Source organism: Pseudocitrobacter corydidari (genome assembly GCF_021172065.1).
In the GTDB taxonomy this organism is placed as follows: domain Bacteria; phylum Pseudomonadota; class Gammaproteobacteria; order Enterobacterales; family Enterobacteriaceae; genus Pseudocitrobacter; species Pseudocitrobacter corydidari.
Map to the genome: position 1 here is coordinate 642586 of NZ_CP087880.1, position 22384 is coordinate 664969.

Annotated in this window: 19 protein-coding genes; all 19 read left to right on the forward strand. The window is 54.7% G+C overall.

Annotation, left to right across the window (positions count from 1 at the left end; all coding sequences use genetic code 11):
* Positions 1 to 2: 2 nt before the first annotated feature.
* Entirely contained in the window at positions 3 to 2165 is a 2163-nt protein-coding gene (gene wzc, locus G163CM_RS02850) for a tyrosine-protein kinase Wzc (protein ID WP_231826843.1), read from the forward strand.
* Positions 2166 to 2288: 123 nt separating this feature from the next.
* Positions 2289 to 3131 (forward strand): colanic acid biosynthesis glycosyltransferase WcaA, encoded by an 843-nt coding sequence (wcaA, locus tag G163CM_RS02855; RefSeq protein ID WP_231826844.1) that lies wholly within the window; start codon positions 2289 to 2291, stop codon positions 3129 to 3131.
* A gap of 2 nt (positions 3132 to 3133) precedes the next feature.
* Positions 3134 to 3622, forward strand: a complete 489-nt coding sequence (gene wcaB, locus G163CM_RS02860) for a colanic acid biosynthesis acetyltransferase WcaB (RefSeq protein WP_015963830.1) — start codon at positions 3134 to 3136, stop codon at positions 3620 to 3622.
* Positions 3619 to 4836 carry a colanic acid biosynthesis glycosyltransferase WcaC gene (gene wcaC, locus G163CM_RS02865; RefSeq protein WP_231826845.1) on the forward strand — a complete coding sequence of 406 codons (1218 nt, stop codon included), beginning with the start codon at positions 3619 to 3621 and terminating at the stop codon, positions 4834 to 4836. The genes wcaB and wcaC overlap by 4 nt, the downstream gene beginning before the upstream one ends.
* A complete protein-coding gene (wcaD, locus tag G163CM_RS02870) occupies positions 4811 to 6034 on the forward strand; it encodes a colanic acid polymerase WcaD (protein ID WP_015963832.1) in 1224 nt (407 codons plus the stop codon). The genes wcaC and wcaD overlap by 26 nt, the downstream gene beginning before the upstream one ends.
* 13 nt (positions 6035 to 6047) lie before the next feature.
* Positions 6048 to 6794, forward strand: a complete 747-nt coding sequence (gene wcaE, locus G163CM_RS02875) for a colanic acid biosynthesis glycosyltransferase WcaE (RefSeq protein WP_231826846.1) — start codon at positions 6048 to 6050, stop codon at positions 6792 to 6794.
* A gap of 15 nt (positions 6795 to 6809) precedes the next feature.
* Positions 6810 to 7358, forward strand: a complete 549-nt coding sequence (gene wcaF / locus G163CM_RS02880; protein WP_231826847.1) for a colanic acid biosynthesis acetyltransferase WcaF — start codon at positions 6810 to 6812, stop codon at positions 7356 to 7358.
* 27 nt (positions 7359 to 7385) lie between these two features.
* The gene (gmd, locus tag G163CM_RS02885) at positions 7386 to 8507 is read left to right on the forward strand and encodes a GDP-mannose 4,6-dehydratase (RefSeq protein ID WP_015963835.1); all 1122 of its coding nucleotides are present in this window, start codon (positions 7386 to 7388) and stop codon (positions 8505 to 8507) included.
* Positions 8508 to 8509: 2 nt separating this feature from the next.
* Positions 8510 to 9475: a GDP-L-fucose synthase gene (gene fcl / locus G163CM_RS02890; RefSeq protein ID WP_231826848.1), complete on the forward strand. Its 966-nt coding sequence runs from the start codon at positions 8510 to 8512 to the stop codon at positions 9473 to 9475.
* A 3-nt stretch (positions 9476 to 9478) separates the two neighbouring features.
* Positions 9479 to 9958 carry a GDP-mannose mannosyl hydrolase gene (locus tag G163CM_RS02895; protein WP_231826850.1) on the forward strand — a complete coding sequence of 160 codons (480 nt, stop codon included), beginning with the start codon at positions 9479 to 9481 and terminating at the stop codon, positions 9956 to 9958.
* Positions 9955 to 11178 carry a colanic acid biosynthesis fucosyltransferase WcaI gene (gene wcaI / locus G163CM_RS02900; protein ID WP_231826852.1) on the forward strand — a complete coding sequence of 408 codons (1224 nt, stop codon included), beginning with the start codon at positions 9955 to 9957 and terminating at the stop codon, positions 11176 to 11178. Before G163CM_RS02895 ends, wcaI begins: the two co-directional genes overlap by 4 nt.
* Before the next feature lie 3 nt (positions 11179 to 11181).
* Positions 11182 to 12618: a mannose-1-phosphate guanyltransferase gene (gene cpsB, locus G163CM_RS02905; RefSeq protein ID WP_231826853.1), complete on the forward strand. Its 1437-nt coding sequence runs from the start codon at positions 11182 to 11184 to the stop codon at positions 12616 to 12618.
* Between the two features lie 107 nt (positions 12619 to 12725).
* Complete coding sequence (gene cpsG, locus G163CM_RS02910; protein WP_231826854.1) at positions 12726 to 14096, forward strand: colanic acid biosynthesis phosphomannomutase CpsG; 1371 nt, start codon at positions 12726 to 12728, stop codon at positions 14094 to 14096.
* Between the two features lie 209 nt (positions 14097 to 14305).
* Complete coding sequence (gene wcaJ, locus G163CM_RS02915) at positions 14306 to 15700, forward strand: undecaprenyl-phosphate glucose phosphotransferase (protein ID WP_040090299.1); 1395 nt, start codon at positions 14306 to 14308, stop codon at positions 15698 to 15700.
* A gap of 9 nt (positions 15701 to 15709) precedes the next feature.
* Positions 15710 to 17188 carry a colanic acid undecaprenyl disphosphate flippase WzxC gene (wzxC, locus tag G163CM_RS02920; protein WP_231826855.1) on the forward strand — a complete coding sequence of 493 codons (1479 nt, stop codon included), beginning with the start codon at positions 15710 to 15712 and terminating at the stop codon, positions 17186 to 17188.
* Positions 17189 to 17203: 15 nt separating this feature from the next.
* Complete coding sequence (gene wcaK, locus G163CM_RS02925) at positions 17204 to 18484, forward strand: colanic acid biosynthesis pyruvyl transferase WcaK (RefSeq protein ID WP_231826856.1); 1281 nt, start codon at positions 17204 to 17206, stop codon at positions 18482 to 18484.
* Positions 18481 to 19707: a colanic acid biosynthesis glycosyltransferase WcaL gene (wcaL, locus tag G163CM_RS02930; protein WP_231826857.1), complete on the forward strand. Its 1227-nt coding sequence runs from the start codon at positions 18481 to 18483 to the stop codon at positions 19705 to 19707. Before wcaK ends, wcaL begins: the two co-directional genes overlap by 4 nt.
* 6 nt (positions 19708 to 19713) lie before the next feature.
* The gene (gene wcaM, locus G163CM_RS02935; protein WP_231826858.1) at positions 19714 to 21105 is read left to right on the forward strand and encodes a colanic acid biosynthesis protein WcaM; all 1392 of its coding nucleotides are present in this window, start codon (positions 19714 to 19716) and stop codon (positions 21103 to 21105) included.
* 146 nt (positions 21106 to 21251) lie between these two features.
* Positions 21252 to 22145: a GalU regulator GalF gene (gene galF, locus G163CM_RS02940; RefSeq protein ID WP_231826859.1), complete on the forward strand. Its 894-nt coding sequence runs from the start codon at positions 21252 to 21254 to the stop codon at positions 22143 to 22145.
* Positions 22146 to 22384 lie beyond the last annotated feature (239 nt).

Sequence of the window (22384 nt, forward strand, 5' to 3'; positions counted from 1 at the left end):
CAATGACAGAAAAAGTAAAACAGATAGCCCCGCAGGCCACGGGCAGTGATGAAATTGATATTGGTCGTCTGGTGGGCACGGTCATCGAAGCGAAATGGTGGGTGCTCGGTATTACCGGTGTGTTTACGCTGGTGGGCATCATCTATACCCTTTTTGCAACGCCGATTTACAGTGCTGATGCGCTGGTGCGCATTGAACAAAATCAGGGCAGCGCGCTGGTGCAGGATATCAGCAGCGCTCTGAGCAATAAGCCGCCGGCATCTGATGCGGAGATCAGAATGATCACCTCGCGTCTGGTGCTGGGCAAAACCGTTGACGACCTTGACCTCGATATTTCGGTTGAGAAAAACACCTTCCCGCTGATTGGCGCAGGGTGGGATCGCCTGATGGGGCGCAAAAACGAAACGGTCAAAGTCACCACCTTTAATCGCCCGCAGTCGATGGCGGAAAGCACCTTTACGCTGGAAGTGCTGAGCCCGACGCGCTATCAGCTGAGCAATGACGACGGTTTCAGTGCTCAGGGCGAAGTAGGCAAACCGCTGGAGAAAGGCGGCGTGTCGCTCCTGGTGACGGCGATCGCCGCCCATGAAGGCGCATCGTTTACCCTGACGCGATTCTCCACCCTCGGCATGATTAACTCGCTGCAAAACAGCCTGAGCGTCACGGAAGATGGTAAAGATTCCGGCGTGCTGACCCTGAGTATTACCGGGGAAGATAAAGAGCAGATCCGCAAGATCCTCGACAGCATTGCGCGTAACTATCTTGAACAGAACGTGGCGCGAAAATCTGAAGAGGCGGCGAAAAGCCTCGCCTTCCTCGACAAACAGCTGCCGGTGGTGCGCCACAATCTCGACGTTGCGGAAAACAACCTCAACGCCTATCGCCAGCAGAAAGACTCCGTTGACCTGCCGCTGGAAGCGAAATCCGTGCTCGATTCAATGGTTAACATTGACGCGCAGCTTAATGAACTGACCTTCAAAGAAGCGGAAATCTCCAAACTCTACACGCGTATTCACCCGGCTTACCGCACGCTGCTGGAAAAACGTCGGGCGCTGGAAGAAGAGAAAGCGCGCCTGTCAAAACGGGTGACCGCGATGCCGAAAACGCAGCAGGAAATTGTGCGTTTAACGCGTGATGTGGAATCCGGCCAGCAGGTGTACATGCAACTGCTGAATAAACAGCAGGAGCTGAAAATCACCGAGGCCAGCACCGTGGGCGATGTGCGCATCGTCGACCCGGCGATCGCTCAGCCGGGCGTGGTGAAGCCGAAGAAAGCGCTGATTATTCTTGGCAGTCTGATCCTTGGCCTGATGCTCTCTATCGTTGGCGTACTGCTGCGCTCGCTGTTTAACCGTGGTATCGAAAGCCCGCAGGTGCTGGAAGAGCACGGCATTAATGTTTACGCCAGCATTCCGCTGTCCGAGTGGCAGAAAGCGCGTGACAGCGTGAAAACGGTGAAAGGCGTGAAGCGCTATAAACAGAGCCAGCTGCTGGCAGTCGGTAACCCGACCGATCTGGCGATTGAGGCGGTGCGCAGCCTGCGTACCAGCCTGCACTTCGCCATGATGCAGGCGGGCAACAAGGTGCTGATGATGACCGGTGTTAGCCCGTCAATCGGTAAAACCTTTGTCTGCGCCAACCTCGCGGCGGTGATAAGCCAGACCGGCAAGCGCGTGCTGATGATCGACTGTGATATGCGTAAAGGCTATACCCACGAACTGCTGGGGACCAGCAACGATAACGGTCTGTCGGACGTGCTGGTGGGGAAAGCGGATATTGCGTCCTGCGCGAAACGCACCTCGATTAACAACTTTGACCTGGTACCGCGCGGTCAGGTACCGCCGAATCCGTCGGAGCTGCTGATGAGCGAGCGATTCAGCGAACTGATGAGCTGGGCCAGCGCCCATTATGACCTGATCCTTATCGATACGCCGCCAATCCTGGCCGTCACCGATGCGGCGATTGTGGGTCGTCATGCCGGTACCACCCTGATGGTGGCGCGCTACGCGGTGAACACCCTGAAAGAAGTGGAAACCAGCCTCAGCCGCTTCGAGCAAAACGGCATCGAAGTGAAAGGGGTGATCCTGAACTCCATCTTCCGTCGCGCGACGGGCTATCAGGATTACGGCTACTACGAATACGAATATAAATCTGATTCTAAATAACGTGCAGCGTGCCGGGTGGCGCTGCGCTTACCCGGCCTACGATTCGACCCGTAGGCCGGATAAGACGCGAATGCGTCGCCATCCGGCATGTCAGCCATGACTTTGCTTCTCCGGGGGATCCTCATGACCACAGAAAATCCATTGATCTCTATCTATATGCCGACCTGGAATCGCCAGCAGTTGGCAATCCGCGCCATCAAATCGGTGCTGCGCCAGGATTACCCGAACTGGGAGATGATCATCGTCGATGATTGCTCCGAATCGTACGAACAGCTTCAGCAGTTTGTCACCGACCTGAACGACCCCCGTGTGTGCTACATCCATAACGACGTGAATTCCGGCGCGTGCGCGGTGCGTAACCAGGCCATTATGCAGTCGAAAGGCCAGTTTATTACCGGTATTGATGATGACGATGAATGGACGCCAAACCGTTTGTCGCTGTTTCTCGAACAAAAACACCAACTGGTGACTCACGCGTTTCTGTATGCCAACGACTATCTTTGCCAGGGCGAAGTCTACTCGCAGCCGGCGAGCCTGCCGCTGTATCCGAAATCGCCGTTTTCCCGCAAGTTGTTCTATAAACGCAACATTGTCGGCAACCAGGTGTTCAGCTCGGCGTGGCGTTTCAAAGAGTGCCTGTTCGATACGCAACTGAAAGCGGCGCAGGATTACGACATCTTCCTGCGCATGGTGGTGGCCTACGGCGAGCCGTGGAAAATCGAAGAAGCGACGCAGATCCTGCACATCAACCACGGCGAGATGCAAATCACCAATTCGCCGAAAAAGTTTTCCGGCTACTTCCATTTTTACCGCAAGCACAAAGATAAATTTGACCGGGCGAGCAAGAAATACCAGCTCTTCACCCTGTATCAGATCCGCAATAAACGCATGAACTGGCGCACGTTGTTGACTCTGTTTTCGGTGCGCAACGGCAAACGCCTCGCTGACGGGCTGCGGGGGAAATAATCATGCTGGAAGATTTACGTGCGAACAGCTGGAGCCTGCGCCCGTGCTGCATGGTAATGGCGTATCGCATCGCCCATTTTTGCTCCGTGTGGCGCAAGAAAAATGTGCTCAACAATCTGTGGGCTGCGCCGATGCTGCTGCTCTACCGCTTCGTGACCGAGTGTCTGTTTGGCTACGAAATTCAGGCCGCCGCGACGATTGGCCGACGCTTCACCATTCACCACGGTTATGCCGTGGTCATCAATAAGAACGTGGTGGCGGGCGATGATTTTACCATTCGCCACGGCGTCACCATTGGTAACCGTGGGCCAAACAGCCTGGCGTGTCCGGTGATTGGCAACGGCGTTGAACTCGGCGCCAACGTGGTGATTATCGGCGATATCACCATCGGTAATCAGGTCACCATCGGCGCAGGCAGCGTCGTGCTGGATAACATCCCCGACCATGCGCTGGTGGTGGGTGAGAAAGCGCGGGTGAAGGTACTGAAATGAATATTATGCAATTTAACGTTCGCCTGGCGGAAGGCGGCGCGGCAGGCGTGGCGCTGGATCTTCATCAGCGCGCGCTGGCCCAGGGTATGAACTCGCAGTTTATCTACGGTTATGGCAAAGGCGGCAAAAAAAGCGAAAGCCATGACCGCTACCCGAATGTGATTAAACATACGGCGCGAGCCACCTCGATAGCCAATCTGGCGCTATTTCGTCTGTTTAACCGCGATCTGTTCGGTAATCTGAACGGGCTGTATCGCACGGTGACGCGCACGACCGGCCCGGTGGTGTTGCATTTTCATGTGCTGCACAGCTACTGGCTCAATCTGGCAGAGGTGGTGAAATTCTGCCAGCGGGTGAAAGCGCATAAACCCGACGTGACGTTCGTCTGGACGCTGCACGATCACTGGAGCGTCACCGGTCGCTGCGCGTTTCTCGACGGCTGTGAAGGCTGGAAGAGCAACTGCGCGCAGTGCCCGACCCTCAGTAACTACCCGCCGGTGAAGGTGGATCGCGCCCATCAGCAGGTCGATGAAAAACGCGCGCTGTTTCGCCAGATGCTGGCGCTGGGCTGCAACTTTATTTCCCCGAGCCATCACGTGGCCGACGCGTTTAATAGCCTGTACGGCGCGGGTCGCTGTCTGGTGATTAATAACGGCATTGATGTGGCGACAGAAACCATTCTGGCCGATCTTCAGCCCAAAGCGGCAAACGCGCAGCGTCCGAAAATTGCCGTGGTGGCGCATGATCTGCGTTACGACGGGAAAACTAATCAGCAACTGGTGCAGGCGCTGATTGCCCTCGGTGATAACGTGGAAGTACATACCTTCGGTAAATTCTCACCCTTCAGCGCGGATAACGTGGTGAATCACGGTTTCCTGACCGATAAACGTCAGTTGATGAGCAAACTCAACGGCATGGATGCGCTGCTGTTCAGCTCACGCGTCGATAACTACCCGCTTATTCTGTGCGAGGCGTTGTCGATTGGCGTGCCGGTCATTGCGACGCACAGCGATGCCGCGCAGGAAGTGTTGAATAAATCGGGTGGGCACACGGTTGATGACAGCGACGTGCTGCGTCTCGCGCAGTTACCGAAAGCGGAGATTGCACAGGCGATTTTCGGCACCACGCTTGCGCAGTTCAGCGCCCGTAGCCGCCAGGCCTACAGTGGTCAACAGATGCTGGAGGAGTATGTCTCGTTCTATCAGAATCTGTAGCTATCTGCTGCTACCGCTAATCTACCTGCTGGTTAACGTTAAAATTGCCCAGCTCGGCGAGAGTTTCCCGATAACCATCGTTACTTTTTTGCCGCTGCTGCTTTTACTCTACGTTGACCTGATTAACCTGAAAAAGTTGATGATTGCGCTCGGCGCGGGGGCAGGGCTGACGCTGTTTAACTATCTGTTCGGCCAGTCTTACGATGCCAGCAAGTACGTTACCTCGACGATGCTGTTTGTCTACATCGTGATTATTGTCGGCATGGTGTGGAGTATTCGCTTCAAGGTGATTTCGCCGCATAACCACCGCAAAATTTTGCGTGGTTTTTATATGGTGATAGGCGTCATCGTCATGCTGGCGGCCGTCGAGATGCTGCAAATTATTGTCTCCGGTGGCAGTAGCCTGATGGAGACGATTTCGAAATATCTTATATACAGTAACAGCTATGTTCTGAATTTTATCAAGTTCGGCGGTAAGCGTACCACCGCACTTTATTTCGAACCGGCATTCTTCGCTCTGGCGTTAATCTCAATTTGGCTCTGTATCAAACAGTTCGGTATCAAAACCCCTAAGGCAGATGCTATGATTCTGGCAGGGATAATTCTTTCAGGATCATTTTCCGGGGTAATGACGTTTATCCTGTTTTATTTGCTGGAGTGGGCTTTCCAGTATCTGAACAAAGATGCCATTAAGAAAAAACTGCCGTTGGCGATTATCTCACTGGCCGTATTTTTAGTGGGTTTAGTGTTTGCCTTTCCATATATATCTGAGCGCCTGGGTGATTTGGGGACGGAAGGTTCGTCATCCTATTACCGTATTATTGGCCCGCTGGTGATGGTCGGTTACTCGCTGACCAATATTGATGGCATTGTGCGTTTCGGTTCTCTTTACGAATATGTGGCATCATTCGGAATCTTTAACGGTGCGGATGTCGGAAAAACAATAGACAATGGTTTGTATCTGCTCATTATTTATTTTTCGTGGTTCGCAGTGATATTGACGGCATGGTACATGATTAATGTCGGAAAGATGACAATTAACGCTTTTGGGAATAATCGCAATTTCCGAGTGCAGTTGTTTCTTTTTACGCCAATATCGCTGTTTTTTACCGGTTCAATATTTAGCCCGGAATATGCATTTTTAATTGTCTGTCCATTTATTTTGCGTAAAGCACTCAATATGGCAGACAGCGGATAAGGTGGAAAAAACAATGCTGCTGAGTGTCATTACCGTCGCGTTTCGTAACCATGACGGCATCGTCAAAACCTGGCGCTCACTGGCGCATCTGGCAAACGATCCGAGCATCCAGTTTGAGTGGATTGTGGTCGACGGCGGGTCGGCTGACGGCACGGCGGAGTTTCTGGAAAAACGTAACAGACAGTACAACTTACGTTATGTCAGCGAGCCGGATAACGGCCTGTACGATGCGATGAATAAAGGCATCACGATGGCGAAAGGCAAGTTTGCGCTGTTCCTGAACTCCGGCGATGTGTTTCATCAGGATGTCTCACAATTTGTGCGCCAGCTGCGTAATAAAAAAGATGATGCGATGTATCTGGGTGATGCGATGCTCGATTTTGGTGATGGCACGCAGTTAACCCGTCGGGCGAAAAGTGGCTGGTATATTTACCACAGCCTGCCCGCCAGTCATCAGGCTATCTTCTTCCCCACCGTGGGGTTGAAACAAAATCCATATGATATGCAATATCGCGTTTCATCTGATTATGCGCTGGCCGCCAAAATGTATAAAGCAGGCTATGCCTTTAAACGCATTAAAGGGCTGGTGTCTGAATTTTCGATGGGCGGCGTGTCAACCACTAATAATTTACAGTTGTGTCAGGATGCAAAAAATGTTCAGCGTGAAATATTACGTATGCCAAAACTTCTGACGGAATTGTCTTATTTATTACGTCTGCGCACTACCGGAAAAACGAAAGCCTTATATAACAAATCCTGAATATAAGGAAAAAGTATGCAAGATTTATCGGGATTCTCCGTGCCGAAGAATTTTCGTGGGGCGGGGGGTATTAAAGTGCAATTATGGTGGGCGGTGCAATCTACGTTGTTTGCCTGGTCGCCGCAAATACTCTATCGCTGGCGCGCATTTTTGTTACGCCTGTTTGGCGCAAAAATAGGAAAAAACGTAGTCATCCGACCCTCGGTAAAAATTACCTATCCGTGGAAACTAACCCTCGGTGATTATGCCTGGGTAGGCGATGACGCCGTGTTATATACGCTGGGCGATATTACCATCGGCGCAAATTCGGTGGTGTCACAAAAGTGTTATTTGTGTACCGGAAGCCATGACTTCCAGAGTCAACATTTTGATATTACCGCCGCACCGATTGTGATTGGCGAGAAATGCTGGCTGGCGACGGATGTGTTTGTCGCCCCCGGCATTGAAATTGGCGACGGCACCATCGTTGGTGCGCGAAGCAGCGTTTTTAAATCGCTTCCGGCAAACGTGATTTGCCGTGGCAACCCCGCAGTGGTGATACGCGAACGCGTTGAAACTGATTAATTTCTGATAAGTACAGAGGATAAAAACATGTCAAAAGTCGCTCTCATCACCGGCGTAACCGGTCAGGATGGTTCTTACCTGGCAGAGCTTCTGCTGGAAAAAGGCTACGAAGTGCATGGCATTAAGCGCCGCGCTTCCTCTTTTAACACGGAACGCGTTGACCATATCTACCAGGATCCGCACACCAGCAACCCGAAATTCCACCTGCATTACGGCGACCTGACCGACAGCTCCAACCTGACCCGTATCCTGCAGGAAGTGCAGCCGGACGAAGTTTATAACCTTGGCGCGATGAGCCACGTGGCCGTTTCGTTTGAATCCCCGGAATACACCGCCGACGTGGATGCCATGGGCACTCTGCGCCTGCTGGAAGCCATTCGCTTCCTCGGCCTTGAAAAGAAAACCCGTTTCTATCAGGCCTCTACTTCTGAACTGTACGGTCTGGTGCAGGAAATTCCGCAGAAAGAGACCACGCCGTTCTATCCGCGCTCTCCGTATGCCGTCGCCAAACTCTATGCCTACTGGATCACCGTCAACTACCGTGAATCCTACGGCATGTATGCCTGTAACGGCATTCTGTTCAACCATGAATCCCCGCGCCGTGGCGAAACCTTCGTAACCCGCAAAATCACCCGCGCGATTGCCAATATCGCTCAGGGCCTGGAGTCCTGCCTGTACCTCGGCAACATGGATTCCCTGCGTGACTGGGGCCATGCAAAGGATTACGTGAAAATGCAGTGGATGATGCTGCAACAGGACAAACCGGAAGATTTCGTGATCGCCACCGGCGTGCAGTACTCCGTGCGTCAGTTCGTCGAAATGGCCGCAGCGCAACTGGGTATCAAACTGCGCTTTGAAGGCACCGGCGTGGAAGAGAAGGGCATTGTGGTTTCTGTCACCGGCCATGATGCGCCAGGCGTTAAACCGGGCGATATCATCATTGCCGTTGACCCGCGCTATTTCCGTCCTGCGGAAGTGGAAACCCTGCTGGGCGACCCGACCAAAGCGCATGAAGTACTGGGCTGGAAACCGGAAACCACCTTGCAGGAAATGGTTTCAGAAATGGTTGCCAAAGACCTCGAAGCGGCGAAGAAACACTCTCTGCTGAAATCCCACGGCTACGATGTTGCGATCGCGCTGGAGTCCTGAGAATGACCAGACAACGTATTTTTGTGGCGGGCCACCGGGGAATGGTCGGTTCGGCCATTGTCCGCCAGCTTGAGCAGCGAGAAAACGTGGATCTGATTCTGCGTACTCGCGATGAGCTCAACCTGCTCGACAGCCAGGCAGTGAATGAATTCTTTGCCACCGAACAGATCGACCAGGTCTATCTGGCGGCGGCAAAAGTGGGCGGTATTGTGGCAAACAATACCTATCCCGCCGATTTCATCTACGAAAACATGATGATTGAAAGCAACATTATTCACGCCGCACATGTGCATAACGTGAATAAGCTGCTGTTCCTTGGCTCCTCCTGCATCTACCCGAAGCTGGCGAAACAGCCAATGAGCGAAAGCGAGCTGTTACAGGGCACGCTTGAAGAGACCAACGAGCCGTACGCCATTGCCAAAATTGCCGGGATCAAGCTGTGCGAATCCTATAACCGCCAGTACGGTCGCGACTATCGCTCGGTGATGCCAACCAACCTGTACGGGCCGAACGATAACTTCCATCCGAGCAATTCGCACGTCATTCCCGCGCTGCTGCGCCGCTTCCATGAAGCCGCCCAGCAGAATGCATCTGATGTGGTGGTGTGGGGCAGCGGCACGCCGATGCGCGAGTTCCTCCACGTGGACGACATGGCGGCTGCCAGCATCCACGTGATGGAGCTGGACCGCGACGTCTGGCAGGAGAACACCCAGCCGATGCTGTCGCATATCAACGTTGGCACCGGTATCGACTGCACCATTCGCGAACTGGCGCAGACGCTGGCGAAAGTGGTGGGCTTCAAGGGGCGCGTGGTTTTCGATGCGTCGAAACCGGACGGCACGCCGCGCAAACTGCTCGACGTCTCCCGCCTGCATCAACTGGGCTGGTATCACGAAATCACCCTGGAAGCAGGGCTTGCCAGTACTTACCAGTGGTTTCTGCAAAACCAGCAGCGTTTTCGGGGGTAACCGATGTTTCTGAGCACGCAGGATTTTGCCACCGTAGTGCGTTCGACGCCGCTTATCTCAATCGATCTGATTGTGGAGAACGCACAGGGTGAATATCTGCTTGGCAAACGCACCAACCGCCCGGCGCAGGGGTTCTGGTTTGTTCCTGGCGGTCGCGTGCAGAAAGATGAAACGCTCGCCGATGCCTTCGCCCGCTTAACGCAGGCGGAGCTGGGCCTGAGCCTGCCGATATCGGCAGGCCAGTTCTACGGCGTCTGGCAGCACTTTTATGACGACAACTTCTCCGAAGCGGATTTCTCGACCCACTACATTGTGCTGGGCTTCCGCCTGCGCGTTGAAGCAAGCGACCTGACGCTTCCGGATGAGCAACACAACGATTACCGCTGGCTGATGCCGTCGGCGCTGCTGGCTGCGGACAATGTGCATGCCAACAGCCGCGCCTACTTCCTCGAGGAGAAGCGGGCCGAGGTACCAGGGTTATGAGGATATTGGTCTATGGCATCAATTATTCGCCGGAACTGACCGGTATCGGCAAATACACCGGCGAAATGGTCGAGTGGATGGCAAGCCAGGGGCATGAAGTCCGGGTGATCACCGCGCCGCCGTACTACCCGCAGTGGCAGGTGGGCGAGCACTACTCCGCCTGGCGCTATCGCCGGGAAGAGGGCGCGGCCACCGTCTGGCGCTGCCCGCTGTATGTGCCCAAACAGCCCTCCACGCTGAAGCGTTTAATCCATTTAGGCAGTTTTGCCGTCAGCAGCTTTTTCCCGCTGCTGGCCCAGCGTCGCTGGAAGCCGGATCGCATCATCGGCGTGGTGCCCACGCTCTTTTGCACGCCGGGTATGCGTCTGCTGGCAAAACTCTCTGGCGCGCGCACCTTACTGCATATTCAGGATTACGAAGTCGATGCGATGCTTGGCCTGGGTATGGCAGGTAAGGGTAAACCGGGCAAAGTGGCGAAGCTCGCCAGCGCCTTTGAGCGCAGCGGCCTGCATAACGTGGATAACGTCTCGACTATCTCGCGCTCAATGATGAACAAAGCCTGCGAGAAGGGCGTGCCGGAAGAGAAGGTGATTTTCTTCCCGAACTGGTCGGAAGTGGAACGCTTCCGCGAAGTCAACAGCACCCACGTCGCGGTGTTACGCGAGCAGCTTGGCCTGCCAGCCGACCGAAAACTGATTCTTTACTCCGGCAATATCGGAGAGAAGCAGGGGCTGGAAAGTGTGATTGAAGCCGCTGCCCTGCTGCGTGACAAACCGTGGCTGTTTGTGATTGTCGGCCAGGGCGGTGGAAAAGCGCGGCTGGAAAAACAGGCGCAGGAACGTGGGCTGGATAACGTCCGCTTCTTCCCGCTGCAATCTTACGACGCACTGCCTGCGCTGCTCTCGATGGCCGACTGCCATCTGGTGATTCAAAAACGCGGCGCGGCGGATGCGGTACTGCCGTCCAAATTGACCAATATTCTGGCGGTGGGCGGTAATGCGGTGATTACCGCAGAAGCCGAAACCGAGCTGGGGCAGTTGTGCCTCAATGAACCGGGGATCGCCGTTTGCGTCGAGCCGGAATCGGTTCCGGCGTTAATGGAAGGTATTGAACAGGCATTACTGATGCCGAAACGCAACGCGCAGGCGCTGGCCTACGCGGAACGCACGCTCGAAAAAGAGAACGTGCTGAGCCAATTTATTGCTGATATTCGGGGTTAAACGATGAGTCAATCAACACTTTTTCCGGTAGTGATGGCCGGTGGCTCCGGCAGCCGTTTGTGGCCGCTGTCCCGAGTGCTTTATCCCAAACAGTTCCTGTGCCTGAAAGGCGAACTGACCATGTTGCAGGCGACGATTAACCGCCTGCACGGCGTGGAGTGTGAAAGCCCGGTGGTTATCTGCAATGAGCAGCACCGCTTTATCGTGGCCGAACAGCTGCGCCAGATGAATAAGCTGACCGAAAATATCATTCTCGAACCTGTCGGACGCAATACCGCCCCGGCGATTGCTCTGGCGGCGTTGGCGGCGGTACGTCGTGATACCGGCTGCGACCCGCTGATGCTGGTGCTGGCAGCCGACCACGTGATTCAGAATGAAGAGGCGTTCCGTGAAGCGGTGCGCAATGCGACGCCGTACGCAGAAAGCGGAAAGCTGGTCACGTTTGGTATCGTGCCCGATATGCCGGAAACCGGCTACGGCTACATTCGCCGGGGTGATGTCAGCCCTGGCGAAAAAGACGCGGTGGCCTTTGATGTCGCCCAGTTTGTCGAAAAACCGAATCTTGATACCGCCCAGGCGTATGTCTCCAGCGGCGAATACTACTGGAACAGCGGCATGTTCCTGTTCCGCGCCGGGCGCTTCCTTGAAGAGCTGAAAAAATATCGCCCGGATATTCTTGAGGCCTGCGAAAAAGCGATGAACGTCACCGATCCGGATCTCGATTTTATCCGTGTTGATGAAGCGGCGTTTGTTGCCTGCCCGGAAGAGTCTGTCGACTATGCGGTGATGGAACAAACCGCCGATGCGGTGGTGGTGCCGATGGACGCGGGCTGGAGCGACGTAGGTTCCTGGTCCTCGCTGTGGGAAATCAGCAACCACACGCCGGAAGGCAACGTGCATCACGGTGACGTGATCAGCCACAAAACCGAAAACAGCTATGTGTACGCCGAATCCGGCCTGGTGACGACCGTTGGTGTAAAGGATTTGGTGGTGGTTCAAACCAAAGACGCGGTTCTGATCGCCGATCGCAGCGCGGTGCAGGACGTCAAAAAAGTCGTCGAGCAGATTAAAGCCGATGGTCGCCATGAGCATCATATTCACCGCGAAGTGTATCGCCCGTGGGGGAAATATGACTCTATTGATTCCGGCGATCGCTATCAGGTGAAGCGGATCACCGTGAAACCGGGCGAGGGGCTTTCGCTGCAAATGCATCACCACCGGGCAGAACACTGGATTGTGGTGGCGGGCACCGCCAAAGTCACCATCAACGATGACGTCAAGCTGCTGGGTGAAAATGAATCTATCTATATCCCGCTCGGCGCGACGCATAGCCTCGAAAATCCCGGCAAGATCCCGCTCGATTTAATTGAGGTCCGTTCCGGTTCGTATCTGGAAGAGGATGATGTGGTGCGCTTCGCGGACCGCTACGGGCGCGTATAGCGCGTTTTGTTAGCCGGATAAGCGCAGTACCATCCGGCAATTCACGACACTGAAAATAATGACCCTCACCGGTCAGGGCCAACTGTTGCCTGAAGAAAGGTAAAAACATGAAAACGTTAACCTGTTTTAAAGCCTATGACATTCGCGGCAAATTAGGCGAAGAGCTGAATGAAGATATTGCGTGGCGTATTGGCCGCGCCTATGGCGAGTTTCTGAAACCAAAAACCATTGTGCTGGGCGGCGATGTGCGTCTGACCAGCGAAGCGCTGAAGCTGGCGCTGGCGCGCGGCCTGCGCGATGCGGGCGTCGATGTGCTTGATATTGGCCTTTCCGGCACCGAAGAGATCTACTTTGCCACGTTCCATCTTGGCATCGACGGCGGCATTGAAGTCACCGCCAGTCATAATCCGATGGATTACAACGGCATGAAACTGGTGCGCGAAGGCGCGCGCCCAATCAGCGGTGATACCGGGCTGCGCGATGTGCAGCGCCTGGCGGAAGCCAACGACTTCCCGCCGGTGGATGAAAGTCAGCGCGGCAGCTATCAGAAAATTGATCTGCGCGATGCGTACATCGATCACCTGTTGCAATACATCAACGTCAAAAATCTGACGCCGCTCAAGCTGGTGGTGAACTCCGGCAACGGCGCGGCGGGCCCGGTGATAGATGCGCTGGAAGCCCGGTTTAAAGCACTGAACGTGCCGGTGACGCTGATTAAAGTGCACAACACCCCTGACGGTAATTTCCCCAACGGTATTCCTAACCCGCTGTTACCCGAGTGCCGCGATGACACCCGCAATGCGGTGATCGAACACGGCGCGGATATGGGCATCGCCTTTGACGGCGATTTCGACCGCTGCTTCCTGTTTGATGAGACCGGGCAGTTTATCGAAGGCTATTACATTGTTGGCCTGCTGGCGGAAGCGTTTCTTGAGAAAAATCCGGGGGCGAAAATCATTCATGACCCGCGTCTGTCCTGGAACACGGTAGATGTGGTGACGGCGGCGGGCGGCACGCCGGTGATGTCGAAAACCGGGCACGCCTTTATCAAAGAACGCATGCGTAAAGACGACGCCATCTACGGCGGCGAAATGAGCGCCCATCACTACTTCCGTGATTTTGCTTACTGCGATAGCGGGATGATCCCGTGGCTGCTGGTAAGCGAACTGCTGTGCCTGAAAGGAAAAACGCTGGGTGAACTGGTGCGTGACCGCATGGCGGCTTTCCCGGCGAGCGGCGAGATCAACAGTAAACTGGCAGAGCCTGCCACGGCAATTGCCCGCGTGGAGCAGCATTTTGCTAATGAGGCGCTGGAAATCGACCGCACCGACGGCATTAGCCTTGCGTTTGCCGACTGGCGCTTCAATCTGCGTTCCTCGAACACCGAACCGGTGGTGCGTCTGAACGTGGAATCGCGCGGCGACACCCCGCTGATGCAGGCGCGAACGCAGGATATTCTGGCGCTGCTTAAGCAGTAGACCCCTCACTCCGGCCTTCTCCCAACGTGCGCGCTGGGGAAATGTCAGATGGCGCTTCGCTTATCAGACCTACAGGCATGTGCAATAGGTTGAAATTATTGCTGATTGTAGGTCGGGTAAGCGAAGCGCCACCCGACGGGATGCAGGCACAATCGTTTGTCAACGCTCTCCCTGAGGGAGTGCGGGGGAAAGGTTAAAAAGGAACAACGATGACGACTCTAAAAAAGCGCGAGCGAGCCAAAACGAATGCATCGTTAATTTCAATGGTGCAGCGTTTTTCAGATATCACCATTATGCTCGGCGGGCTGTGGGTAGTGTGCAAAGCCGCGGCGCTGCCGTTTTTATATCTCCATCTGCTGATGGCGCTGGTGACGCTGGTGGTGTTCCAGATGATCGGCGGGATCACTGATTTCTACCGTTCATGGCGCGGCGTGCGCATTACCACCGAACTGCTCTTGCTGTTACAGAACTGGACCCTGAGCCTGGTGTTCAGCGCAGGGCTGCTGGCATTCGATGATGATTTCAGCACCAATATCAGCGTCTGGCTGAGCTGGTATTTACTGACAACCTGCGGCATGTTGGCCAGCCGGGCGTTTATTCGCTATGGCGCGGGCGTGTTGCGCAATCACGGCTATAACAAACGCTACGTCGCGGTGGCGGGCGATCTCCCGCAGGGGCAGGCGCTGCTGGAGAGCTTCCGCAACCAACCGTGGCTCGGTTATGAAGTGGTGGGCACCTATCATGACGCTAAACCCGGCGGCGTCAGCGCCGACTGGGCGGGCAATATTCAGCAACTGCTGGACGACGCGCGCGCGGGCAAAATTCACAACGTCTATATCGCCATGTCGATGCAGGAAGAAAGCCTGATCAAAAAACTGATGCGCGAGCTGGCGGATACCACCTGCTCGGTGCTGATCATCCCCGATGTGTTCACCTTTAACATTCTTCATTCGCGCATTGAAGAGGTCAACGGCGTACCGGTGGTGCCGCTGTACGACACGCCGCTCTCCGGCGTGAACCGCATCATCAAACGGCTGGAAGATATTGTGCTGGCCAGCATGATCCTGCTGCTGATTTCGCCTGCGCTATGCTGCATTGCCCTGGCGGTGAAACTCACCTCCGCCGGGCCGGTCATTTTCCGCCAGACTCGCTACGGCATGGACGGCAAGCCTATCAAAGTGTGGAAATTTCGCTCCATGAAGGTGATGGAAAACGACGCGGTGGTCACTCAGGCGACACAGAACGACCCGCGCGTGACGCCGGTTGGAAACTTCCTGCGTCGTACCTCGCTCGATGAACTGCCGCAGTTTATCAATGTGCTCACCGGTGGCATGTCGATCGTCGGCCCGCGCCCTCATGCGGTGGCGCATAACGAACAGTATCGCCAGTTGATTGAAGGCTACATGTTGCGCCACAAAGTGAAGCCTGGCATTACCGGCTGGGCACAGATCAACGGCTGGCGCGGCGAAACGGACACGCTGGAAAAGATGGAAAAACGCGTCGAGTTCGACCTGGAATACATTCGCGAATGGAGCCTGTGGTTCGATATCAAAATTGTTTTCCTGACGGTGTTTAAAGGCTTCGTCAGTAAAACGGCGTATTGAGGAACAGGTATGAGCCTGAGAGAAAAAACCATCAGCGGCGCGAAGTGGTCGGCCATGGCGACCGTTATCATCATCGGCCTGGGGCTGGTGCAGATGACGGTGCTGGCGCGCATCATCGATAACCACCAGTTCGGTCTGCTGACCGTTTCACTGGTGATTATCGCGCTGGCCGATACGCTGTCTGATTTCGGTATTGCAAACTCGATTATTCAGCGCAAAGAGATAAGCCATCTCGAACTGACCACCCTGTACTGGCTAAACGTCGGGCTGGGTGTGGTGGTGTGCGTGACGGTGTTTGCCCTGAGCGGGGCGATTGCCAGCGTGTTGCATAACCCGGATTTACAGCCGCTGATTCAGACCTTATCGCTGGCGTTTATTGTTACCCCCCATGGGCAGCAGTTCCGCGCGCTGATGCAAAAAGAGCTGGAGTTCAACAAGATTGGCCTGATTGAAACCAGTTCGGTGCTGGCGGGTTTCACCTTCACCGTGGTGTCGGCGCATTTCTGGCCGCTGGCGATGACTGCGATCCTCGGTTATCTGGTCAACAGCGCGGTGCGTACGCTGCTGTTTGGCTACTTTGGCCGCAAAATTTATCGCCCTGGGCTGCATTTCTCGCTGGCGAGCGTGTCGTCTAACCTGCGTTTCGGCGCATGGCTGACGGCGGATAGTGTCATCAACTACGTGAATACTAACCTCTCAACGCTGGTGCTGGCGCGTATTCTGGGGGCGAGCGTCGCGGGCGGCTACAACCTGGCCTATAACGTGGCGGTGGTACCGCCGATGAAGCTGAACCCGATTATTACCCGCGTGCTGTTCCCGGCGTTCGCCAAAATCCAGGACGACACGGCCAAACTGCGCGTCAACTTCTACAAGCTGCTTTCCGTGGTTGGCATTATCAACTTCCCGGCGCTGCTTGGGCTAATGGTGGTGAGCAACAACTTTGTGCCGCTGGTTTTCGGTGAGAAGTGGGCGAGCATCATTCCGGTGCTGCAACTGCTGTGCGTGGTGGGGCTACTGCGTTCGGTGGGGAATCCGATTGGTTCGTTGCTGATGGCGAAAGCGCGCGTCGATATCAGCTTTAAATTCAACGTCTTTAAAACCTGCCTGTTTATCCCGGCGATTATTGTCGGCGGCCAGTTGGGCGGCGCGATTGGCGTCACGCTGGGCTTCCTGCTGGTGCAAATTATCAACACCATTCTGAGCTATTTCGTGCTGATCAAACCCATTCTGGGCTCCAGCTACCGTGAATACATTCTCAGCCTGTGGCTGCCGTTTTATCTCTCCTTGCCCACGCTCGCGGTGAGTTACGGCCTGGGCTGGGCGCTGAACGGTCAGCTATCGCTGGCGCTGCTGCTGGCGGTGCAGATTGCCGCAGGCGTACTGGCCTTTGGGGGGATGATTGTGCTCTCCCGCCACCCGCTGGTGGTGGAGATGAAGCGCCAGCTGTGCCGTAACGAGAAGATGAAAACACTGCTTCGCGCAGGCTAATTTTTTGAGGTCATTATGAAATTATTGATTCTTGGCAACCACACCTGCGGCAACCGTGGCGACAGCGCCATTCTGCGCGGGCTTTTAGATGCCATCAACACGCTGTCGCCTGAGGCTGAAGTGGATGTGATGAGCCGTTATCCGGTGAGTTCTTCCTGGTTGTTAAATCGCCCGGTGATGGGCGACCCGCTCTATTTGCAGATGAAAGCGCACAACAATGCGCCGGGCATGGTCGGGCGAGTGAAGAAAGTGCTGCGCCGACGCTATCAGCACCAGGTGCTGCTCTCGCGCGTCACCGACAGCGGCAAGCTGCGTAATATCTCCATTGCCCAGGGCTTTACCGATTTTGTGCGCCTGCTGTCAGGCTACGATGCGATTATCCAGGTCGGCGGATCGTTCTTCGTTGACCTGTATGGCGTGACGCAGTTTGAGCACGCGCTGTGTACCTTTATGGCGAAAAAACCGATTTATATGGTCGGGCACAGCGTGGGGCCATTCCAGGCACCGGCGTTCAATCAAATGGCGAACTATGTGTTCGGTCATTGCGACGCCTTGTTCTTGCGCGAATCGGTGAGCCTCGACCTGATGAAGCGTAGCGACATCGACACGTCCAAAGTGGAGAAGGGCGTTGATACCGCCTGGCTGGTGGATCACCACGATGATACCTTTGACGCGAGCTACGCCGTTCAACACTGGCTGAACGTGGCGCAGCAGCAGAAAACCGTCGCGATAACGCTGCGTGAACTGGCGCCGTTCGATAAGCGGCTCGGCACCACACAGGAAGCCTACGAAAAAGCATTTGCGGGCGTAGTCAACCGTATTATCGCCAGCGGCTGGCAGGTGATGGCGCTCTCTACCTGTACGGGTATCGACAGCTACAACAAAGACGATCGCATGGTGGCCCTTAACCTGCGTAAACATATTCAGGACCCGTCGCGCTATCACGTGGTCATGGATGAGCTTAACGATCTGGAAATGGGCAAACTGCTGGGCGCCTGTGACCTGACGGTCGGTACGCGTTTGCACTCGGCGATTATCTCCATGAACTTTGGTACGCCTGCCATCGCCATTAACTACGAGCACAAATCAGCGGGCATTATGCAGCAGCTGGGTATGCCGGAGATGGCGGTGGATATTCGCCATCTGTTGAACGGCGACCTGGAAGCGATGGCCGCAGACACATTAGGCCAACTTTCCACCCTGGTGCCGCGCCTGAACGAAGCGGTGGCGCGGGAGCGCGCGGCGGGGCTGTCGATGGTGGAATCGGTCTTAACGCGAATCGGGGAGGGGAAATGAAGGTTGGTTTCTTCTTACTGAAATTCCCGTTGTCGTCTGAAACGTTTGTGCTCAACCAGATTGTGGCCTTTATCGAAATGGGCCATGAGGTAGAAATAATCGCCCTGCAAAAGGGGGATATGACCAATACCCATGCGGCGTACACCCAATATGACCTGGCGGCGAAAACCCGCTGGTTACAGGATGAACCGGTGAGCACGGGTGCGAAGTTTCGTCATCGCGCAGTCAGCACGTTGCGCGGGTTACATCGCCCGGCAACGTGGCAGGCGCTCAATATTAAGCGCTACGGCCACGAAGCGCGCAACCTGATCCTTTCGGCCATTTGCGGCAATAACGCCCAACCCTTTAGCGCCGATGTGTTTATCGCCCACTTCGGCCCCGCGGGTGTCACGGCGGCGAAACTGCGCGAACTGGGCGTGATCCGCGGCAAAATCGCTACCGTTTTTCACGGTATTGATATCTCCAGCCGCGATGTGCTGAGCCACTACACGCCGGAATATCAGCAACTGTTTCGACGGGGCGATTTAATGTTACCCATCAGTGATTTGTGGGCAAAACGGCTACAGGGCATGGGCTGCCCGAGCGCCAAAATCGCCGTCTCGCGAATGGGCGTCAACATGGAGCGCTTCGCCTTGCGTCCAACCAAAGCGCCGGGCGAGACGCTGCAAATTATCTCTGTGGCCCGCCTGACGGAGAAAAAAGGTCTGCACGTGGCGATTGAAGCCTGCCGCCAGTTGAAAGAGCGCGGCGTGGCGTTTCATTACCGCATCCTCGGCATTGGCCCGTGGGAACGTCGCCTGCGCACGCTGATCGAACAGTATCAACTGGAAGGCTACGTGGAGATGCCGGGTTTCAAGCCCAGCCATGAGGTAAAAGCGATGCTCGACGACGCGGATGTGTTCCTGCTGCCGTCAATTACCGGCGCGGATGGCGATATGGAAGGCATTCCTGTGGCGCTGATGGAAGCGATGGCGGTGGGCATCCCGGTGCTCTCGACCGAGCACAGCGGTATTCCGGAACTGATAGACGCCAACGCCTCCGGCTGGCTGGTGGCGGAGAACGACGCCCCGGCACTGGCAGGGAAACTCAGCGAACTGCGCCATCTTGATGAACAGACGCTAGGCCCGGTGCTCCAACGCGCCCGCGAAAAAGTCGAAACCGATTTCAATCAGCAGGTGATTAACCGCCAACTGGCGAGCCTGTTGCAAACCCTTTGCTATTGAGGTTGCATGGATAAAAAACTCTCCCGACGTCGCTTCCTGTCGGCAGGCGCTGCGCTTGCCGCAGTACCTCTGCTCCACAGCCCCACTGCACGCGCGCTGGGGCGTAATGATGCAGTCGATATCCGCAACTATCTGGTCGGCAATGACTGGATCAGGGCATTTCGTCAGGCGTTTGACGACGCCGACATTATCGACGTCCCCAAAGGCGTGATTTGTGACAATATCAACACCGGCATCATCATGCCGCCGGGTAAAACGCTGCAGGTTAACGGCACCCTGAAAGGCAATGGTCGTGGGCGTTTTGCGCTGCAGGATGGCTGTAAAGTGGTGGGGGAGGGGAGCCTCAATAATATTACCCTCGACGTGCGAGGTTCTGACTGCACCATCGAAGGGCTGGCGATGAGCGGCTTTGGCCCGGTGGCGCAAATTTACATCGGGGGCAAAGAAAAAAGGACGATGCGCAATCTCACCATATCGCGGATTAATGTCAGCCAGGCCAACTACGGTATTTTACGTCAGGGATTCCATAATCAACTCGATGGCGTAAAAATCACCCACAGCAAATTTAGCCATCTTCAGGGCGATGCCATTGAATGGAACGTCGCGATTAACGACAAGAATATTCTCATCTCCGATCATGTGATTGACCATATCGATTGCACCAATGGCAAGACCAACTGGGGCATCGGTATTGGGCTCGCAGGCAGCACCTACGATAACGACTATCCGGAGCACCAGGCGGTAAAAAACTTTGTCGTCGCCAACATCACCGGCAGCCACTGCCGACAACTGGTTCACGTCGAAAACGGTAAACACTTTATTATCCGTAATATTAAGGCACGAAATATCACCCCGGAATTCAGTAAGAAAGCCGGAATTGATAACGCAACGGTAGCAATATATGGATGTGATAATTTCGTTATCGATGGTGTGGATATGGTTAATAGCGCGGGTATGCTAATTGGCTATGGTGTAATCAAAGGGAAATATCTGTCGATACCGCAGAACTTCAGGGTAAATAATGTGCGGATGGATAACCGCCAATTAACGCTAAAGCTGCGGGGGATACAGATCTCCTCGGGGAATGCGCCCTCGTTTGTTGCGCTGACCAACCTCGATTTGAACCACGCATCGCTGGAGATTCACAACAAACCACAGCACATCTTTATGCGTAATATCAAGGTGATACAACCCACTTCGCGCGGGCCGGCGCTACAGCTCCACTTCGACTTACGCAAGGATGTTCGCGGGAAGTTTATGGCCAAACAGGAGACGCTGCTCTCAATGTCAAATATTCATGCGGTCAATGAAAACGGCCAGCGATCGGTGGATATTGACCGTATTGATCAGCACGTTGTCAATGTTGATGCGCTGAATTTCACCCTGCCTGGACGCTGAATTTTTAGCCGAACCCACCTCTTCAGACGCATTCTCGGATTGTATCCAGAGATTTAGCGGTATTTACCCGATACTATGAGAAAACATAGTGGATCAAACATGTTTAATAGCTATAATTCATCAACCGTATATAGGTGGACACGATAATGGTTAATTTGAAAGCAGTCATTCCGGTAGCCGGGCTGGGCATGCATATGCTCCCTGCCACCAAGGCCATTCCTAAAGAGATGCTACCGATCGTTGACAAGCCGATGATCCAATACATCGTCGACGAAATTGTTGCTGCAGGGATCAAAGAAATCGTCCTGGTCACCCACGCCTCCAAAAATGCCGTGGAAAACCACTTCGACACCTCCTACGAACTGGAAGCCCTGCTGGAGCAACGCGTTAAGCGTCAGCTGCTGGCGGAAGTTCAGTCCATTTGCCCACCGGGCGTTACCATCATGAACGTGCGTCAGGCACAGCCGCTGGGCCTGGGCCACTCAATTCTTTGCGCGCGTCCGATCGTTGGCGATAACCCGTTTGTGGTAGTTCTGCCCGATATCATTCTCGATGGCGCATCCGCCGACCCACTGCGTTATAACCTTGCTGCGATGGTGGCACGTTTCAACGAAACGGGCCGCAGCCAGGTGCTGGCGAAACGTATGCCGGGCGATCTTTCTGAATACTCGGTTATTCAGACCAAAGAGCCGCTGACCGTAGAAGGTAAGGTGAGCCGTATCGTTGAGTTCATCGAAAAACCGGACCAACCGCAAACGCTGGATTCCGACCTGATGGCAGTAGGGCGCTATGTGCTTTCCGCTGACATCTGGGCCGAGCTGGAAAAAACTGCCCCAGGTGCCTGGGGACGTATTCAGCTGACGGATGCTATTGCCGAGCTGGCGAAGAAACAGTCCGTTGACGCGATGCTGATGAGCGGCGACAGCTACGACTGCGGAAAGAAAATGGGTTACATGCAGGCGTTTGTCCAGTACGGGCTGCGCAACCTGAAAGAAGGGGCCAAGTTCCGTAAAGGGATTGAGAAACTGCTGTCAGAATAAGACACTACGCCACAACACGGAAAGTTGGTGATGTAACAGAACGGCAGATGATTGTGGTTGAGGAACATCTCATTTCACAACAGCTGCCGTTTTTGCTTTTAAAAACAATAACTAAAATTGGTGATTGCGCGGCGTTTTTTGACAAAAATTGCCGGATTTCTCCTTGTCTTACACAGGGATTGCGCCCAAAATAGTGAGCTGAATTGGTGGGTGAGATTCATCGCAAATGTGAAGGTTTG

Coding starts and splice junctions, on each gene's coding strand:
- gmd (WP_015963835.1), top strand. CDS start 7,386: ATGTCAAAAGTCGCTCTCATCACCGGCGTAACCGGTCAGGATGGTTCT.
- wcaD (WP_015963832.1), top strand. CDS start 4,811: ATGTCTCGTTCTATCAGAATCTGTAGCTATCTGCTGCTACCGCTAATC.
- wcaF (WP_231826847.1), top strand. CDS start 6,810: ATGCAAGATTTATCGGGATTCTCCGTGCCGAAGAATTTTCGTGGGGCG.
- wcaK (WP_231826856.1), top strand. CDS start 17,204: ATGAAATTATTGATTCTTGGCAACCACACCTGCGGCAACCGTGGCGAC.
- wcaI (WP_231826852.1), top strand. CDS start 9,955: ATGAGGATATTGGTCTATGGCATCAATTATTCGCCGGAACTGACCGGT.
- fcl (WP_231826848.1), top strand. CDS start 8,510: ATGACCAGACAACGTATTTTTGTGGCGGGCCACCGGGGAATGGTCGGT.
- wcaJ (WP_040090299.1), top strand. CDS start 14,306: ATGACGACTCTAAAAAAGCGCGAGCGAGCCAAAACGAATGCATCGTTA.
- wcaL (WP_231826857.1), top strand. CDS start 18,481: ATGAAGGTTGGTTTCTTCTTACTGAAATTCCCGTTGTCGTCTGAAACG.
- wcaE (WP_231826846.1), top strand. CDS start 6,048: ATGCTGCTGAGTGTCATTACCGTCGCGTTTCGTAACCATGACGGCATC.
- G163CM_RS02895 (WP_231826850.1), top strand. CDS start 9,479: ATGTTTCTGAGCACGCAGGATTTTGCCACCGTAGTGCGTTCGACGCCG.
- wzxC (WP_231826855.1), top strand. CDS start 15,710: ATGAGCCTGAGAGAAAAAACCATCAGCGGCGCGAAGTGGTCGGCCATG.
- wzc (WP_231826843.1), top strand. CDS start 3: ATGACAGAAAAAGTAAAACAGATAGCCCCGCAGGCCACGGGCAGTGAT.
- cpsG (WP_231826854.1), top strand. CDS start 12,726: ATGAAAACGTTAACCTGTTTTAAAGCCTATGACATTCGCGGCAAATTA.
- wcaA (WP_231826844.1), top strand. CDS start 2,289: ATGACCACAGAAAATCCATTGATCTCTATCTATATGCCGACCTGGAAT.
- galF (WP_231826859.1), top strand. CDS start 21,252: ATGGTTAATTTGAAAGCAGTCATTCCGGTAGCCGGGCTGGGCATGCAT.
- wcaC (WP_231826845.1), top strand. CDS start 3,619: ATGAATATTATGCAATTTAACGTTCGCCTGGCGGAAGGCGGCGCGGCA.
- wcaM (WP_231826858.1), top strand. CDS start 19,714: ATGGATAAAAAACTCTCCCGACGTCGCTTCCTGTCGGCAGGCGCTGCG.
- cpsB (WP_231826853.1), top strand. CDS start 11,182: ATGAGTCAATCAACACTTTTTCCGGTAGTGATGGCCGGTGGCTCCGGC.
- wcaB (WP_015963830.1), top strand. CDS start 3,134: ATGCTGGAAGATTTACGTGCGAACAGCTGGAGCCTGCGCCCGTGCTGC.